Below are 17,091 nucleotides of genomic sequence, written 5' to 3' on the forward strand. Positions count from 1 at the left end.
CGTTTAGACTGATTTTTTATATAAATCAGTGAGTTTGTGCTGACTGCTGAGAAGCGTCATAAAAAAGATCGGCATTCTGCTCAGGTTGCGCCAATATCTCGTCAAGTTCCTGCGGGGCCTTGGTAACCCGATGCTCTGAGTTGATTCCCAGTTTACGGAACAGGTCCTGGTCCTTGTTAGCAGCCGGGTTAGGAGTCGTCAGTAAGCACTCACCATAGAAAATGGAGTTAGCCCCGGCAAAGAAGCACATTGCCTGCATTTCTTCCGACATTTCCTCTCGCCCAGCACTCAGACGAACATGAGACGCTGGCATCATAATGCGGGCCGCAGCGATGGTGCGGATGAAATCCAGAGGATCAAGGTCGCCCTGAGTCTCAAGCGGCGTGCCTGCCACTTTCACCAACTGGTTAATCGGTACTGAATCAGGATGTACCGGGAGATTAGCCAACTGAGCCAGTAGACCCGCACGGTCTTTATGGGACTCGCCCATACCCAGAATGCCACCGGAGCATACTTTCATGCCGGCGTTACGCACATTGGCCAGAGTATTCAGGCGATCTGAGTACGTGCGCGTAGTGATAATTTCACCATAAAACTCTGGCGACGTATCAAGATTGTGGTTGTAGTAATCGAGGCCCGCTTCGGCGAGGGCATCCGCCTTCTTATCATCCAGCATGCCGAGCGTCATGCAGGTTTCGAGGCCCAACTCTTTTACACCCTTAACCATAGCGAGTACGTAAGGCATATCTTTGTCGCGCGGCGAGCGCCACGCCGCGCCCATACAAAAACGATCCGAACCCGCGGCCTTAGCCGCCTTGGCCTTCTCGATAACCGCCTCAACTTCCATCAGGCGTTCACGCTCCAGGCCGGTGTCGTAGCGGGCACTCTGAGGGCAGTACGCACAATCTTCCGGGCATGCACCCGTCTTAATAGACAGTAAGGTACTTACCTGTACGGCGTTCGGGTCATGATACTCACGATGCACGGTCTGAGCCTGAAAAAGCAGATCGTTAAACGGCGTATTCAGTAGCTGCTCGACTTCTTCAACAGTCCAGTCGTGGCGAACAGTGCTCATCATGGTACCCTCAGTTTGGTGTCAGTATCACGGATGATAAAGATGAGGCATAACTGGTCAACCCTGATGAAAATCCGGGGTAACCTCAGTACGTTTTTTAATCAACTCTTCGAGTGTGAGCTCTGCCTCGAACCCGATGGCAGCAGCACCGGAATCTGCGAGGAATGCCTGAACCGCTTACCCTACATGGGGCTCGCCTGCCCGCAGTGCAGCGAAAGTGTTTCGACGGAGGGGTTGTGCGGTCGCTGCCAGCGAACGCCACCAGCTTACGACTACAGCTATTGCTCACTCAGTTATGAGCACCCGCTTCCTCACTGGCTGCATCGCTGTAAGGACAAACGCGATACCCGGCAAATCAGCCGGATACAGACGCTCATGCTGATGGCACGCCCTGCCTTTGATGACCAGCCTGAAAACCACCCAGATATCGTCACCTGCATCCCCACCAGCCACCGGCGGCGATTCTGGCGCGGTTTTAATCTGAGTGAGGAATTGGCCCGGGCAGTCGCGGATGACCTGGGCCTTGCATTCCACCCTCTTCTGAAGAAAACCAAACATCAGGAGCAACGTGGACGTTCCGCCAGAGAGCGAGCCAGCAGTCAGACCGATATGAGCATCGAGACCAACCTCGACCTGACCGGTAAACACATCCTGATCGTTGATGATGTTATGACCACCGGCAGCACGCTTCACACCGCAGCAGCACTTCTGAAAGAATCCAGTGCGCAGAAGGTCGGCGCATGGTGTTTTGCCAGAACGCCGAAAACCCGATAAACCCAGTTCACCTTCAGGCATAATGTCCACCACACTCATGTTCCGGATTCAGTTATGCACGCCTACGCCGACTTAAGCCACGACCTGGTCATGGACGCCATAGAATCGCTCGGATACCTCTGCGATGCCCGCGTAATGGCATTAAACAGCTATGAAAACCGTGTATTTCAGGTAGGCATTGAAGATGAACAACCTTTAATCGCCAAGTTCTATCGCCCGGCTCGCTGGACTGATGAGAGCATCCGTGAGGAGCACCAGTTTCTGCTTTCGCTGGCCGCAGAAGATGTGCCCGTTATTGCTCCGGTAGAGATAAATAACGAAACTTTATTCACCTATGGCGGTTTCCGTTTTGCACTTTTTCCTCGCCGCGGCGGTCACGCTCCCGAACTGAGTAATGACGACGACCTGGAACTGATTGGACGTTGGCTTGCTCGCCTGCATAACATTGGTGAGACCACACCGTTTATTCACCGGCCGCATATCAATGGCAGTGAAGATATTTCCGCAGCAGCAGATGCCGTACTTGCCAGCGGTTTAATGCCTGAGGATTATCATGCGGCGTACACGTCACTTATCAGAGACATCTGCGCACATACAGATCAGATCAATCTGTCGAATCATTCACTGATTCGTCTGCATGGTGACATGCACACAGGTAATCTGATTATCCGGGATGAAGATCTTTACCTGGTCGACTTCGATGACTGCGCTCAAGGTCCTGCAATGCAGGATATCTGGATGTTACTCAGTGGCAGTCGTGAGGAACATCGCCAACAAATCATGGTCATAGCAGAAGGCTACAGCATGTTTCGCAGATTTCCTGCAGAGGAACTCCCTCTGATAGAAACACTGTGTACACGACGAATTGTTCGACATGCCGCCTGGCTGAGCCAGCGCTGGGACGACCCGGCATTTCCGGTGGCATTCCCTTGGTTTGCATCACACCGCTACTGGTCAGAGCATTTACTGGCACTGCGTGAGCAACTGTCCGCACTGCAAGAAGAGCCATTGGCATTACCTGTATTTTAAAGAGGATGTTATGAAAAAGTACCTGATCGCTACCGCCATTTCTGCCGCAACTATTACGACCGTTTCTGCGGAGGAAAATAATCTGCGCAATGCGCTTTATCTCGGCGGTGCCGTTAATCACAACGTCATTGATTCACCTTTCGGCGGTGATGAATTAGATGCCAATGGCTACTCGCTGTTTGGTGGGTATAAGTTCGACAATTCGGTTGCCGACCTGATGACAGCAGTTGAGTTCGGATACAGTGACACGGGCGATTTTTACAACAGCAATGGTAACGGTGACGAGGATATCAATGGTGTCTGGGTCGCTGCGGTTGCAGAAAAGTACCTGCCGGAAATTGACCCACGCTTAAGCGTTATTGGTCGCGGTGGCCTGGACCTGGGTGACGACGACGGTATCTTTCTCGGCGCGGGTGCCGGATTTAAAGTGAACGAACAGGTCGGCCTTCGTGCAGAATTTATTAATAAAGATGCGTCATCCGTTTATCAGGTTGGCGCCTTGTTTCATTTCTAAACTCCATAGCTGACTATTGACCTGAACCTGACTAGTGACCTGATTAATAATCTGAGTCAGCATAAATAAAAATGCCCGGCCTGAAATAAAACTCAGTGCCGGGCATTTTTATGCATAAAGTGGATTAACTTTAACGCAGATTACAACGCGAAAAACACCCGATAATTAACGCTGAAGTAATCAACATCACTGGCTAACCGGTGAAACATCAACTCCACCCGTTCACGCTCAGTGACTTCATAATCGGCGCCCAGGCCAAAACCAACGGTCAGCTCATCCGAGCTATCGACCTGAAGGCCTCGTTCTGAAGAAAGGTCAATGTCACTGCCCATCACCTCTGCCTGCAACCCCCACTGCCCGGTACGCAAGAATACCGGACGATACTGCAGCGCTGCTGACGTCGCCTGATAAGAGACACGGGCAGTATTTACCTGGGCATCGCCCAAATCAAAATACGATACCGTCAGTGCAAATTCCCCGGTGAAATGAACCCCTGCTCCAATAGAAACACCGGCATCAATGGTATCGCTCTGGGTCGGTTCTATCTGTAGATCCGGATCAAAACGACTGAAGCCGACGCCACCATCAAGGCTGAGGTCCAGAGCACTGGCAGGTGCTACCCATGCCAGTGCAAAACCACAGATCAGTGCGAGCTTACGAAACGTCCGTCGGGTTCGCTGTGTGAACGCGAGTACTGCCAGAATCAGAGCATAAAACGCCTGCCCCATTGCACCACCCTGCTTAACATCCGGGCCATCATTGATAGAAACATCTTCACTGTCTGGTACGCCGTCACCATCAGCGTCGAGATCCGGAGCCTGTGACGGCCCCTCATCTACAACCAGCGCGATCAGGTCATCGATGTCATCCCGTATTCCATCGCCATCAGCGTCGACGTCCAGGTAATCAGCAATACCATCTGAATCGAGGTCGGCGAGTTCGCGGTCGTCCAGAACACCGTTATTGTTGCTATCCAGCCCTTGAATAACACCATTAATAAGCGCGTCGATACCGTCATCAATGCCATCACCATCGGCGTCCTCACCGGTGAAGAACTGATACTGGTTGTTCTCATCACGGTCCGGAATGCCGTCGCCGTCATCGTCTTCATCCAGATGGTTCGGAATACCGTCACCATCGAAGTCTTCAACTGAGCCAAAGAACCCGATCGCGTTATCAACCACATCCATCAGGCCATCAAGATCGACATCGGTATTACTATCGAGACGACCATCGTTGTCTGCATCCAGCGCTGCACGGATACCCGCCTTCACCAGATCAAAGGTAACGCCATCGCTCTTAAGCTGCAGGAAGTCTGGCGTGCCGTCAGCATCAGTATCCACAAGGTCCTCGGCGACATCGATGATATCGACACCCTCATCCAACAGACCGTTTGCATCACTGTCACTTAACCCGGCTTCAACGAGATCAATTACACCGTCATTATCGGCATCAAGATCCAGTGAATTAATCAGGCCGTCGCCATCAGCGTCTGCTTTCACATCATAGGATGCGATTGGTCTCGCTACGGCAACTTCTACTGTCCCTGCCTCGTCACCATCAATAAGCAGGTTAAGGGCTTCGATAAACTCTTCTTTGCTATCACGATCATCGCGAACACCGTCGAGATTTTCATCGACTACGGCCTCAAGTGGCAGACCGATAAATATCGCGGCAGAACCGATGGACTTATCATCTCCGAATGGAGACACATCAAAGAAGTCCATAACGCCATCACGGTCGCTGTCACCGCTCAGAGCACACGCGGAGTCATCCTCCGATACTTCGCCCATCAGGGTGCCGTATTCGAGGTTATCGCGAATACCGTCGTTATCTGCATCGAAGTCGCTGCGATCAGCCACACCGTCGCCATCCGTATCAAGCACACCTTCGAGGAGATTTGGCAGACCATCGCAGTCATCGTCCTGGCCTTCCATAATGGTGGCAATCAGTGCTTCGATTTCTTCAGCTGTATCGACGTCTTCTGCATCCGCCTGATTTCGTACGGCGTAATTCAGAATCGGAAGGATACGTTCAAGTGCTTCTTCATCGATACTACCAATACCGACACTCAGATAATCATCAATATCGGCAGGCTGGCGTGAGCCCCCTACTTGATCAGTAATATTATCGAAAGCGTTTTCTTCAGCACTGATGACAACATCAGAAACAACTTCCAGATTTTCCGCGGTGCCGTCGTTATCGGTATAGCTAACGCGCAGCGTGATCTGATTGCCAAGATCTGACGCCTGAACCACATAGCTCTCTGTGATTGCCACTTCGTTACCTGCCGACAACCACTGGTATGTAATCTCACCATCAATGCCATTGTTGTCGTACAGGCTCGGTGTCAGCGTCTGAGCTACTGCCACTTCGCCAGCAATATTCAGCTGACCCGGCGCATTCGCAATAACCGTCACGATCTGATCCGCTGCGTTACCAAAGTCATCACTGGCCGTCAGGGTGACGGTATAGCTGCCATAATCCCCCGCCGCTGGCTCTGCGACCAGGAACAGAGGCGCCAGGATAATCGGCTCCGGCAGTGGTGACGGTACATCCGTAGCAGACACAGTCCCAGACGTACTTGCAGGTATCGGCATGCCCGGCCCATCAGGAATTCCAGGTTCCTCAAGACGAATCCATGACGGTACTGCACTGTACGGCTTAAAAGTGACGGTAACGTCATCGCCCGCAGCATCGGAGGTCAGAACCGGTATTCCACCCACACTTCCGGTATTAACAGTTAAGTGGTCGGAAGACTGGAACTCAGGTACAGAGTTAACGCTGTTCACCATGGCCTGAATTTCTTCAACGCTGTCGAGTTGGTCCGATGTCATTGACTGAATAACCGCTTGATACTTAGCGTTATTTTCAGCGAGGGCATTGTCGATACCAGCAACGGCATTCAGGTCGTCGGAGGTGATGTCATTAGCAGAACCCGCAGCACTGGAAACTGCATAGATCTCAGCATCCAATACGGTCACGGTAAATACCTGATCGGCGTTATTACCAAAACCGTCCGAGACACGCACATTGATGATATTCGCACCGACGTCCTCATCGAGCGGTGTCCCTGTTAAGGCGCCTGTCGATGACAGTGTCATCCATGAAGGCCAGCCGGTTCCCGGTTTAACTGAATAGGTAAGCGCATCACCCGCAGTGTCCGTCGCAACCAGGTTGAAACTAAACGCTCCCCCTTCAATCGCCATCGCACTCGCGTCAGATGTAAATACCGGGACAGAATTAACACTGTTAATCAGCGCCTGAATTTCAGTCACCGTATCCAGGTCTTCATACGAGCGCGCTGCAATCGCGGCCTGATATTTCACATCATTTGCCGCAATCGCATTGCTGATACCAGCGATCGCATTCAGTTCGGCCGCGGTAATAGTGTTGGTATTTCCAGCGGCTGATGCAACGGTATTAATCTGCGCATCACGGACATCAATCACTAATGCCTGCTCAACGTTGTTACCGAAGCCATCACTGACAACCACTGTCAGGTTCAGCGTACCCACAACAGAGTCAGCAGGTGTACCAGTCAGAGTCCCTGAGTTGAATATAAGCCAACCCGGTACACCGCCCGGTATACTGAAAGTCAACGGGTCATTAGTGCTGTCAGTCGCGGTAAATGTCAGGCTGAACGACTCACCTTCAATCGCTACCGCACTTACCGGAGAAGTAAATTGCGGTACAGAGTTGACGCTGTTCACCATGGCCTGAATTTCAGCCACGCTGTCCAGATCGTTATAAGTAAGATCCGCAATCACACTCTGATATTTGCTGTTATTCGCAGCCACAGCATTACTGATACCTGCGATGGCATTCAGCATATCTGCGGTCACTGAATTAGTAGCACCCGCAGCGCTCGCTATTTCGTAAATTTCTGCATCCAGAACAGTCAGGGAAAATTCCTGCTCGACGGAATTACCAAAGGCATCACTGACAACCGCAGTCAGATTCACAACACCGACAACAAAGTCTGGCGGCGTACCTGAAATAGTACCGGCGTTGAAAGTCAGCCAACCCGGCACTCCATCTTTAATGGTGTAGCTAAGTGCATCACCGGCGCTGTCGGTGGCGGTAAAGGTGAAACTGAATGCCTGGTTTTCTATCGCCGTTGCAGAGGCGACGGTCGTGAATACAGGAACTGAATTAGCGCTGTCGACCAGAGCCTGAATTTCTTCAGGAGTGTCTACATCTGCAGAAGTCAGAGAGCCAAGCGCAGTGCGATATTTACTGATATTCTCAGGTACTGCACCACTGACCCCATCGACGGCATTGAGCTGCACGTCTGTCACCCGATTATTAGCGTCGCCGGCGACATTCATAATCGCAGTCAGCTCCGCATCAGCAACACTCAGAGTCATCTGATGAATAATCCTGTTACCGAAACCGTCTGCAATTTTAATGTAGACTCTGAAAGGCTCAATTCTGGCCTGACCAGCAGGGTCAGGTGCAATGCCTTTCAGACCAGGATTCTCCTTCAGGCGTAAATAACGAATACGCCCGCTATTCTTATCAGTGATAATTAAATCACCAGAAGCGTTCATCACCAGGCCTGCAGGATTACTGAACTTCGCTTTTAATCCATCGTCCGTGCCAGACGCGCGAGTCGCACCAGCAATGGTACTGACGGTACCATCAGTTGCTACTTTCCGAATAAGGTGGTTACTCGCATCAGCGACGTATAGCTCACCTGTATTGTGGTCAATTGCAACGTCCGTTGGAGAACGGAATGTCCCGGGAATACCATCATCCGCACCACGAACTCCTTCGGTACCGGCATAGACACTGACGTCACCGGCGGCTGTCACCTTGTAGACAACTCGCATACTTTCACTGGCAACATAAATATTGCCGCTACTATCAACATCCAGTCCGTATGGGTCAGTAATATTGGAGAAGGTCTGCTCGATCACACCTGCAGTGTTAACTTTTAATACCTGGTCTGAATTCGATATGTATAAGTAACCATCATTGGCAAATACTATCCCTTTAGAATTAACGTTTGTTAGAAATTCAGTAACGGTATTCCCAGAGATTTTGAATACTTTTTTCAGTGAAACATCAGCAGCGTAGACATTTCCGTCATCATCCACGGCCACCGAATATATGTACTCAAAGTCTGTTGTAATGCTGGGGTTGAAGAAAGAGGAACCCGCCATGGTTGATATACTGCCATCTGTCGCTATTTTCGCGACAGCACCATTGAAGCCTGCACTGAAGTCGGTAACCGCTACGTATGTGTTACCCGCATTGTCCCTGGCAATACCGCGGACAGAAGCCAGCTCTGATGCATTAGCCGGGGCTTCTTCGTAAGCACCCGCCGCCGACAGGGTTTTGGTGTAACTTGAAAAATTTTCCACTGACAGCCAGGTCGGTGACCCCGTTTCAAGACTGAATGTGAGAGGATCGTTGTTTGCGTCGCTCGCTTTTAAAGCAATCGACAGGTCATCGCCTTCAATCACAGTTTCAGCAGCAGGGATATCAGGAACAGGGCTGGAGGCTACACTACTGTTAATATCGTCCACCATAGCCTGAACTTCAGCAGCTGTATCCAGATCCTGTCCGGTCCGGGCAGCAATCGCGTCACGATAATATTGCGTGTTCGCTTCCAGCGCACCAGACACACCGTCCACAGCATTTAATTGTGCTGCCGAAATCGTATTCGAGGTGTCACCTGCAGCATCAAGGATAACACCCAGCGCCGGAGGAAATACAATTAACTGATAATTCAAGGATTCGATAAAAAAGAAAATATCACTCGTATTTTCATCTGCGACATCGCTGGTAATTTTCAGCTCATCGATGTTGTCGAAACCTGTCAACGCCAGGGTTGTTGCACCAGTACCCTCTGTCCAGAGAGATGGCGCTGTTATTTCAGCTACCTGCTGACCGGAAGACAGGCCAGTCAGTTTGACGCCAGGAACAGGCATCTGGAAAAGGTCAGTCAGAGTAATGGAAGAGAGATTAAATTTATCGCGTGTTACTGAAGGAGTAATACTGACCGACGTTGCAACGCGGGTGGGATCGTAACCAACCTGAATGGCCGCTGGGCTCGTCACCCCCTTCATACTGGCACCTGTCGGTACTTCCACCGTCAGGTCATTAATAGTGACGGACGTGCCCAGGTCTTCATGGTTCCCCCAGGTCGCCGTCGAAAAATCTTCAGTGGCTGCAAACGCGGATAACGATAACGTCATCATCGCCAGCAACGCACTGCAAAACACAGAACGCAGAATTCTAAACATGGTAACTACCTGTATAGCAATGAGTCAGAGATCAAGAGCGTGAAGGGAAAACACCCTGAAGTGCGATACAGGCTTTCAATGCCAGTGTTGGCTGACGAATATCAACATTCGTCTGACCGGCAGACTGAGTATTCCCTGTTACGGAAACAGAAGACGAATGCAATGCAACGCTGTCAGCCGGCTCAGTAGGTTGTGGGCCGTAGGTAGCCGCTCGCTGACCGTTTGCCAGCATATTCCCCGACGGGGAAGCTACGTTATTTTCGAGAGACGCTGTGCTTCCGTTCGCGTTGAGCGTTGCTGTTACTCCATTACCCAAAGAGTGCGAGTGGGCAGGCACCTGGGTAGTGAACTCCTGCCCTACTTTCTGGCCCTGCCTGTAGTTACTCAGACCAGGTCCTTGTCCCGCATTGACTGCAACACGCCCGCGAAGGTCAGGCAAACCAAACGTGGTTATGCCATCACCACCGTAGGTGGTACCCAAAAGAGAGAAGAGTGCCTGATTCTGGTTAATCGCCAGCAACTGGCCGTCAGCACTGGCCCAACCACGCGGGCAGAAGTTACCAGCAAACCACATCACTTCACCAAGAAGAGGGTCTGCGGCTGCCTGAACATGGGTTGCAGAAACACCGCCGATCAGCGATGAGGTAAGGATAGAACTGCAAAGTAGTTTAGAGAATTGCTTTTTCATAAGACACCTGGATTCAGAAGCGCCGCGTTAACAGCCTTGTTAATAGTTTTCGCGACGCACCGATGGGTGCCTCGTCATCATCAGTGACTGTCCTGAGCTGACATTTTTTTGGAACGTCATATTTATAGAGAACGGTCATTCTGTATATTTTACATACAAAACGTTACATTGAGTAGACAAAAAACGATCAATCAGATGCTTGTCCCAATTAAACACACTCATTGAATTCGAAGCATGCCCGTTTCGTGGGTAATACACCCATCTACAGGCCAGAACTACACCTACCGATGCGGATCATTAAGATTACCAAGACGGACAATTAACGCCACCCATCACAAACAACTACGCCCGTGCGATATTAATAGGTTTCAGGATAGTGGTGGGAGAATGAGTTAAATATCAGCCAAAAGGATGGAAAGAATGAAAGAGCAGCAGAGAGATATGAGGAATAAAAAAAAGCTCTCCACCCTAAATGGATGAGGAGCTCTCTTAAATCAGGGAGATAACTCTCCCTGTCAGTTTCGCAGTCTGAGTATCAGCGAACACCGCCACGACGAAGCGCAGCTGGCGTGTAGTCAGAGTAGGTACGTTCAAACTCGTACTGGTAACCTGACTCTTCTTCATTATCCAGGCCCAACGCCAGGTAACGTCCCGAGTTCAGATCGTACAGAGTTTCGATGGCATACCAAGGAACCTTGCGATCGAAGTAGTACATGTTGTGTGATTCAGCCACACGCCACAGTTCGCCACGGCCGTCGTAATGATCGATTTCAGTCGCCTGCCAGGTATCTTCATCGATATAGAAGACACGCTTAGCGTATACATGACGCTGACCATCTTTCAGAGTCGCTGTTACTTTCCACACACGGTGCAGTTCGTAACGAGTCAGATCCTGGTTGATGTGACCGGGTTTAACGATATCGTCATACTTCAGGCTGGTGTCTTTCAACTGATATGAGTTGTACGGGATGTACATTTCAAATTGGCCATCCAGCTTCCACTCATAGCGATCTGGCGAGCCGTTGAACATATCGAAGTTATCTGCAGTACGCAGACCATCAGACGCAGTACCCGGACCGTCGTAAGCTACCTGAGGCGCACGACGTACGCGACGCTGACCAGCGTTGTAGACCCACGCCTTACGCGGCTCTTTCACCTGGTCCAGTGTTTCGTGAACCAACAGAACGTTACCCGCCAGACGGGCTGGAGAAAGAACATCCTGCTTGAAGTAGAAGAGAACGTTATCGTCTTTATCTGCCTGGAAATCGACCAGATTATTACGGAAGGTGAATTCGTCTTTAAAACGAACCACCGTGTAATCACCGTTCACCTGAGGGGTTACCTGACCGATGATACGGCTGACCGACCCACCGCGATAGCGGGTGATGTGGTTCCAGATAACCTCAACACCTGTCTGAGGGAATGGAAAAGGCACGCCAAAAGTAAAGTTGGCGATACCGTTACCGTCGTTCAGCAGTGAGGTATTTACAGCATTCTTCTTGGTCTCGTCGTATACGTCCTGCGGATAAGCAGCCGAACGAACGGTCTTGTAAACCGGCATTTTGTAGGTGTCGGGGTACTTCTCGAACATGGCCTTCTGACCGTCGGTCAGATTCGCCGCATAGTCCTTATAATTCGCTGCGGTAATCACAAATTCAGGCTTGTCACCAGCGAACGGATTACCAAGACGACCGTTCTTGTCGACGCTCGCTGCATCAACAGCCAGACCACCCGTCCACGCAGGGATATTGCCCTGAGCTTCTTTTACAGCACCGACTGGAGTCAATTCCGTACCCAGTTTGGCGGCCTTATCAGCACTCACACCCGCGTGAGCAGAACCCATCAGCATGGAGAGGGCCGCAGCCGCTCCCCAGGTTTTAAATTGTTTCTTCAACATATTCGGAACCTCTGTGTAACTTGTTCAACTGCTCAGAATGAATATTTAGCAGAAAGACTGATATTGTCGCGGTCTTTCAGCTGGTTATATTTGCCACCCGAGAAGTTAGTGTAGGACACGTCAACGGATGTCTGGTTCAGATAAAGGAATGACACACCCAGACCAACAGTCAGACGATCATCGATAAACTGTGAACCCGGCTCTGGGCCATAACCTTTGTCGTAAGCAATCGACAGATTAGGGGTCATATTCACACCCGCGAAAGCATTGTTATACGTCAGGCCAGAACGAAGACGGATACCACCTGACAGCTTGGTGGTGTAGCCATCGTCGGTACAGTAATCCGGGTTAACGTTCGCTGAAGTACCACCATCGATACAGTAGTTAGTTTCTCCGCCAGGAGCATAGACTCCATCGTTATTACCAATACCGTAGGCACCTGAGCGACCATAACGGGCATCATCAGTGTCCGGAAGGTCAGGGATATAGGTCGCACCGATTTCACCAACAAGCGCTAGACGGTCAGCACCTAATACACGATCAAAGAACATGATATAGGTCGACTGTGCCTGCCAGATGTCGAACTCGTCATAGCCCTTACCAACTTCACCGTAGAGGTCAGAAGCATTACCTGCTTCTTCAGCACGTTGCTGATACAGGCGGCTCCACGGAGCACCGTTACCCGCCAGAATCAGCTCAAATGCGTTCCACTGAACTGGCATATCCGGCTTGTAGCTGATTTCACCTGAGATGGACGCGCCACTTGCAGTACTACGCGCAAACGAGATGCCAGCAATCTTGATGTCTTCTGGGTAAGCGATCTGATACAGCGGACGATAGGTGTTGTACGTCGCATCAGCATTTACTTCCATATTGGGTGTGCCCGTCAGAACACCAAGGCGGTCCTGGTTGGTGATCACACCATTGATGTATGGAAGGCGGCTATGAATGTTCATGTAGTAGAAACCGAATTCGGTGTCACCCAACGCTTCTGAATACCAACGAACAGCCATACCGTATTGACCGCTATCGCTCGGCTCTTCGTCTTCAATCCGCTCCGTTACCGGCGCAGCTCGATTGGCCAGAGGAATCCCACTTTCGATCTCAAGGTCACGTAAAGCAAGGATTGCGAGTTCATCCGACGCACCACCCAGAATAACTGGTCCACAGCCATCGGCGACAAAGTCAACCGTTGAGAAGAAAGTACCGCACGGGTCACTACGCGTGTGATCCCACTCCAGCTGATAGAAAGCTTCCAGAGTGATTTCACCTGTCAGACCAATTGAGGTATAGAACATGTTGACCGGCAGCAAACCCTCTTTCAGTTCAGCACCCGGCTTACGGAATGCTGAAGCATCCACGGGATTAACGCTGTTGATACCACCCTGAATGAAGGTACTTTCACCCCAGCTAAGAACCTGGCGACCAAGGCGGAAAGTCACTGGTACATAGTTGATGTCATAGTCTGCCCAGACGAAAGCATCCAGCAGCTCTGCACCACGACCGGCGGCATTTTCAGTTTCTTCGTTCAACTGTTTGAACTCAGTGTCCTGATCCATGATCGCATGATCATAGTAAGCGCGGGCACGGAAGAAACCACCGTAATTGCGGTAGCTCATTTCGAGATCACCGCTCCACTTGAAGACATTTGTATAAATGTCTCCCTGATCGTAATTCAACGTACCGTCATCGTAGTTGTATGACGCACCGTAAGTGGTTTCATCAATAGCAGAGCCGTTGCCTACCATAATCTGGCCACGATCACGTTCTTCTACACGCCAGCCAATACCGTACGATACTGTGTTTGCCAGTTGAATATTCAACTCGCCAACGTTGTACTCAATTGCTTGAGCTGACGTGACTACTCCCGCCATGGCCAGAGCCAGCGGAGTCTTTTTAAACATCTGATAAATTGCTTTATTCATGATTTTTATTCTCCGCAACTCAATTGCTTTCTAAAACGGCAGTGTTAGTAACGGTGTAACTACCAAGAATCAGACTCACTGACTGACCGAGCATTTCAAGGAACACTGCACTATCGTCAGAGTTTGCAAACGTACTATGAGTGCCGGACGCAAAACGTACCTCTGCACGCAAAGGTGACGCCAGATCACCAACAGTGGTAGTGCTTGTTACAGCTTCGGTATCCAGCACAGAAGTCAAGCCTTGAGTACCAGCCAGAGGAGCAAAGGCGGTATCGATACCAGCAGGTAATCCAAGTGCAGAAGCGAACGCAGCATATGGGTTGGTGCCTGAATCAGCGAAGTAATCACTGTTAGGAACGGTATGATCAGGTAAGTAGACGCCAGCGGCTTTGAAGCCATCCGGGTATGAGATGCCCGAAGCGTCGCCCGGCAGCGCATTACCGCCCACCATGTTAAATGCAACGACAGGCGTGTCCGTTGCAGCAAGTATGCTTCCAGAATTGGCTGGGTCAGCAACATCTACTGCAGACTGGAATACGTACATGAACTTTTCGAAGTTCTCAGTACCCTGAGTCACACCAGAAGCAGCGAGGCCTCCCACAACAACTGGACCAAAAGATGGTGAGTTCTCAAGAAGCTTGGTCAGGTTCGCACCACCATTCGCAAGAATTACACCCTGAACTTCGTTCAGGTTGGTGTTTGCGGCGAGGACTGCCGGTGAGTTATTCACTGCGGCAAAAGTCGTTGCAACAATTGCACCCAGAGAGTGTCCAGCTACAAACACCTTAGTCTCGTCGAGCTCTAAAGCAGCACCTGCTGCAACAACAGCATCACTGACGTTGCCGATACTGGCATTCAGGTTAAGCAGGTCTACGACCGCCTGTCTGAGGTTGTCACGAGTACGGGTGAAATTCGAAAGATTGATGAACGTTGAACCTGAGGTCCCCGCATCCTCTGCACCGAATTCCATGGCGACTCGAGCGTTTACACTGTTCTGGTAAACGTTCCCGTGGCGTTCTTCGATATTGGCAAAGGTATTACTCCCTCCTCCGACTTGAGCCGCGATCACACCCGCCCAAGGCGATTGAGTATCAGCGGCGAGCGCGTATTCCATATTAAGAGGTAGCAGCTGGTTAGCTATCGGGTCACCATTACTATCGCTGGTGATCGGAGCAACACCATGCAACGGCAAATCAATTGCGACAGTAGCAATACAGTTGGCAGCAAGTCCTGCAGAGTAAGGTACCGCATTACCGCGGCTACCGGTAATACCATGCACGTATATAACAACTGGTACAGAAGTAAGACCAGAGCAGTCCTGGGTACCTGGAACAGAGCCCCCCGCCGAATAGTCCACCTGATCAGGCATTGTTACCAGCAGCGGCGCTATATTGTTATTTTCCTGAGGTTCAGGAAACGGATAGCGATAGGTTACGTTGGTCGACTCATCGTCATCTTTAGGAGGCGTTGTGCCCGCTTCGTTACCCAGCGCTCCGTCGAGCACCGCACCAACCGTAGTATTAGCAGACCAGTCAGGATCAGCTGCCATCGCGGCACTGATACCGGATGCAGTCAACTCGGTAGTTAAAGTAACATCACCGAGGAAATCAGGAAGTTCAATCTGACCCTGATAGTAGCGCGTCACGGTATCGCCGCTCAGATCCTTATCACCGATAAAGAAATCCGGGGAAGCGCCACCGGTATAGCTCGTCGCAGATTGAATCGCGCCGTCGACAGTGGCGCCATCGAGAATAGCAACGCTTCGCGCTTCAGGACGATCAACAAGTTCGTTCAGCGTGATTGCTGATTCAGCCCCAATTAAACTACTGATATCGGCAGAGGCTATAGCCCCATATACCTGACCTGGATAGATAGCGAGAGCCTTCACCCCAGCAATCTGCTCATCAGTAACGGCATTTAGCGTCGAGGGATCACTTGAGCCTCCAGTCGCTATTTTACGCGCGACGATATCTTCAAGCTGCCCACCAGCGAATTCATCCGTCAGATCTTCTGCAGCTTCGAGTGTGAGATTGGCCGCGATGAACTGGGCAGGATTTGCATAGGACGTAAGGACGTCTAAAGAACCGTCGGTAGTAAATGCATAGTTGAGAACAATATTGTCCTTAGAGAGAGTACCGCCGGATGCAGCCTCAAGAAACTGTCCAGACAGTGTTTCCCAACCCTGAACTGCGTCACGAACTGGCTGCAACGCCGGTGACGGAAGCCCCAGATTCCCACTCACCAGTTCATATTCGGCAGAGGTTGCGACCGCCTTTCCTGAAACGGACTGGATTCCGTCGGTAAGTACTACGAGGTACTTGGTCTTAGCACTGAGCGGCGTCATGGGCGTAATAGCCACAGAAGGTGTTGAGCCATCACCGAGCTCAACATAGCGTGCCATGTAGTCAGTACCCGCTACCGGCTGATCGTCCGAGAATGGGGAAGAAGGTGTATCCGCGTAAGCAGTGTTCGCAAGAATCGTCTGAATATCCAGCGCATCAATATTTGCATTGTCATCACTGTTCTTCAGCGCGATAAGGAAAACACTTTGCCCAGCAACTACGGTATCCGCGTCAAGCAGGCCGTTAAAAGGAATGTAGAAAGTAGCCGTTGTAGAGAAGCCAGGCAGATCATTCAGTGCGGTAGTTACGGGCGGCGTCGTATCTGCGGTGGCCGCGGTGCCATCAGTTGCCGAAGCTGAAGCAAAAACCAGATCGGTATTCAGTGGTAATTGGGAGTTTGCGGCAGAAAAAATCGGAGTAATCCGCGATGGAGTGCTCCCATCAGAACCGGCAGTCACTGCCCCGGTATCAACTTTATAATCACCGCCAGTATTACAGCCCGCAAGACCTGCGGCTGTGGCTGCGATGGCCAGACTGAGTAAAGTCTTCTTCACCATACATGTACCTGTAATGTGTTGTTATGGTTATTCAGA

Annotated in this window: 9 protein-coding genes; 3 read left to right on the top strand and 6 right to left on the bottom strand. The window is 50.8% G+C overall.

The features are described 5' to 3' along the window. Positions 1–25: 25 nt before the first annotated feature. The gene (gene bioB / locus BW941_RS09155; RefSeq protein WP_139325806.1) at positions 26–1,078 is read right to left on the bottom strand and encodes a biotin synthase BioB; all 1,053 of its coding nucleotides are present in this window, start codon (positions 1,076–1,078) and stop codon (positions 26–28) included. 39 nt (positions 1,079–1,117) lie between these two features. Between bioB and BW941_RS09160 the strand changes: the two genes are divergently transcribed. The 3 genes from BW941_RS09160 to BW941_RS09170 are packed head-to-tail and all read left to right on the top strand — an operon-like array spanning position 1,118 to position 3,392. Next, a complete protein-coding gene (locus tag BW941_RS09160) occupies positions 1,118–1,849 on the top strand; it encodes a ComFC family protein (protein ID WP_076515414.1) in 732 nt (243 codons plus the stop codon). A 54-nt stretch (positions 1,850–1,903) separates the two neighbouring features. After that, positions 1,904–2,878 carry a serine/threonine protein kinase gene (locus BW941_RS09165; RefSeq protein ID WP_076515416.1) on the top strand — a complete coding sequence of 325 codons (975 nt, stop codon included), beginning with the start codon at positions 1,904–1,906 and terminating at the stop codon, positions 2,876–2,878. Between the two features lie 10 nt (positions 2,879–2,888). Further along, positions 2,889–3,392 (top strand): outer membrane beta-barrel protein, encoded by a 504-nt coding sequence (locus tag BW941_RS09170; RefSeq protein WP_076515418.1) that lies wholly within the window; start codon positions 2,889–2,891, stop codon positions 3,390–3,392. Positions 3,393–3,532: 140 nt separating this feature from the next. Here the strand turns inward: BW941_RS09170 and BW941_RS09175 are convergent, their stop codons facing one another. From BW941_RS09175 to BW941_RS09195, 5 genes are all read right to left on the bottom strand, one after another. Then, positions 3,533–9,646 (bottom strand): putative Ig domain-containing protein, encoded by a 6,114-nt coding sequence (locus tag BW941_RS09175; protein WP_076515420.1) that lies wholly within the window; start codon positions 9,644–9,646, stop codon positions 3,533–3,535. Positions 9,647–9,677: 31 nt separating this feature from the next. Continuing rightward, positions 9,678–10,334 carry a phage tail protein gene (locus BW941_RS09180; RefSeq protein WP_076515422.1) on the bottom strand — a complete coding sequence of 219 codons (657 nt, stop codon included), beginning with the start codon at positions 10,332–10,334 and terminating at the stop codon, positions 9,678–9,680. Between the two features lie 535 nt (positions 10,335–10,869). Next, positions 10,870–12,231 carry a DUF1329 domain-containing protein gene (locus BW941_RS09185; protein ID WP_076515424.1) on the bottom strand — a complete coding sequence of 454 codons (1,362 nt, stop codon included), beginning with the start codon at positions 12,229–12,231 and terminating at the stop codon, positions 10,870–10,872. Between the two features lie 32 nt (positions 12,232–12,263). Next, positions 12,264–14,156: a DUF1302 domain-containing protein gene (locus BW941_RS09190; protein ID WP_076515426.1), complete on the bottom strand. Its 1,893-nt coding sequence runs from the start codon at positions 14,154–14,156 to the stop codon at positions 12,264–12,266. Between the two features lie 19 nt (positions 14,157–14,175). Continuing rightward, positions 14,176–17,055 carry a hypothetical protein gene (locus BW941_RS09195; RefSeq protein ID WP_076515428.1) on the bottom strand — a complete coding sequence of 960 codons (2,880 nt, stop codon included), beginning with the start codon at positions 17,053–17,055 and terminating at the stop codon, positions 14,176–14,178. Positions 17,056–17,091 lie beyond the last annotated feature (36 nt).

This window comes from Thalassolituus maritimus, assembly GCF_900156675.1.
Taxonomy (GTDB): Bacteria; Pseudomonadota; Gammaproteobacteria; order Pseudomonadales; family Oceanobacteraceae; genus Thalassolituus; species Thalassolituus maritimus.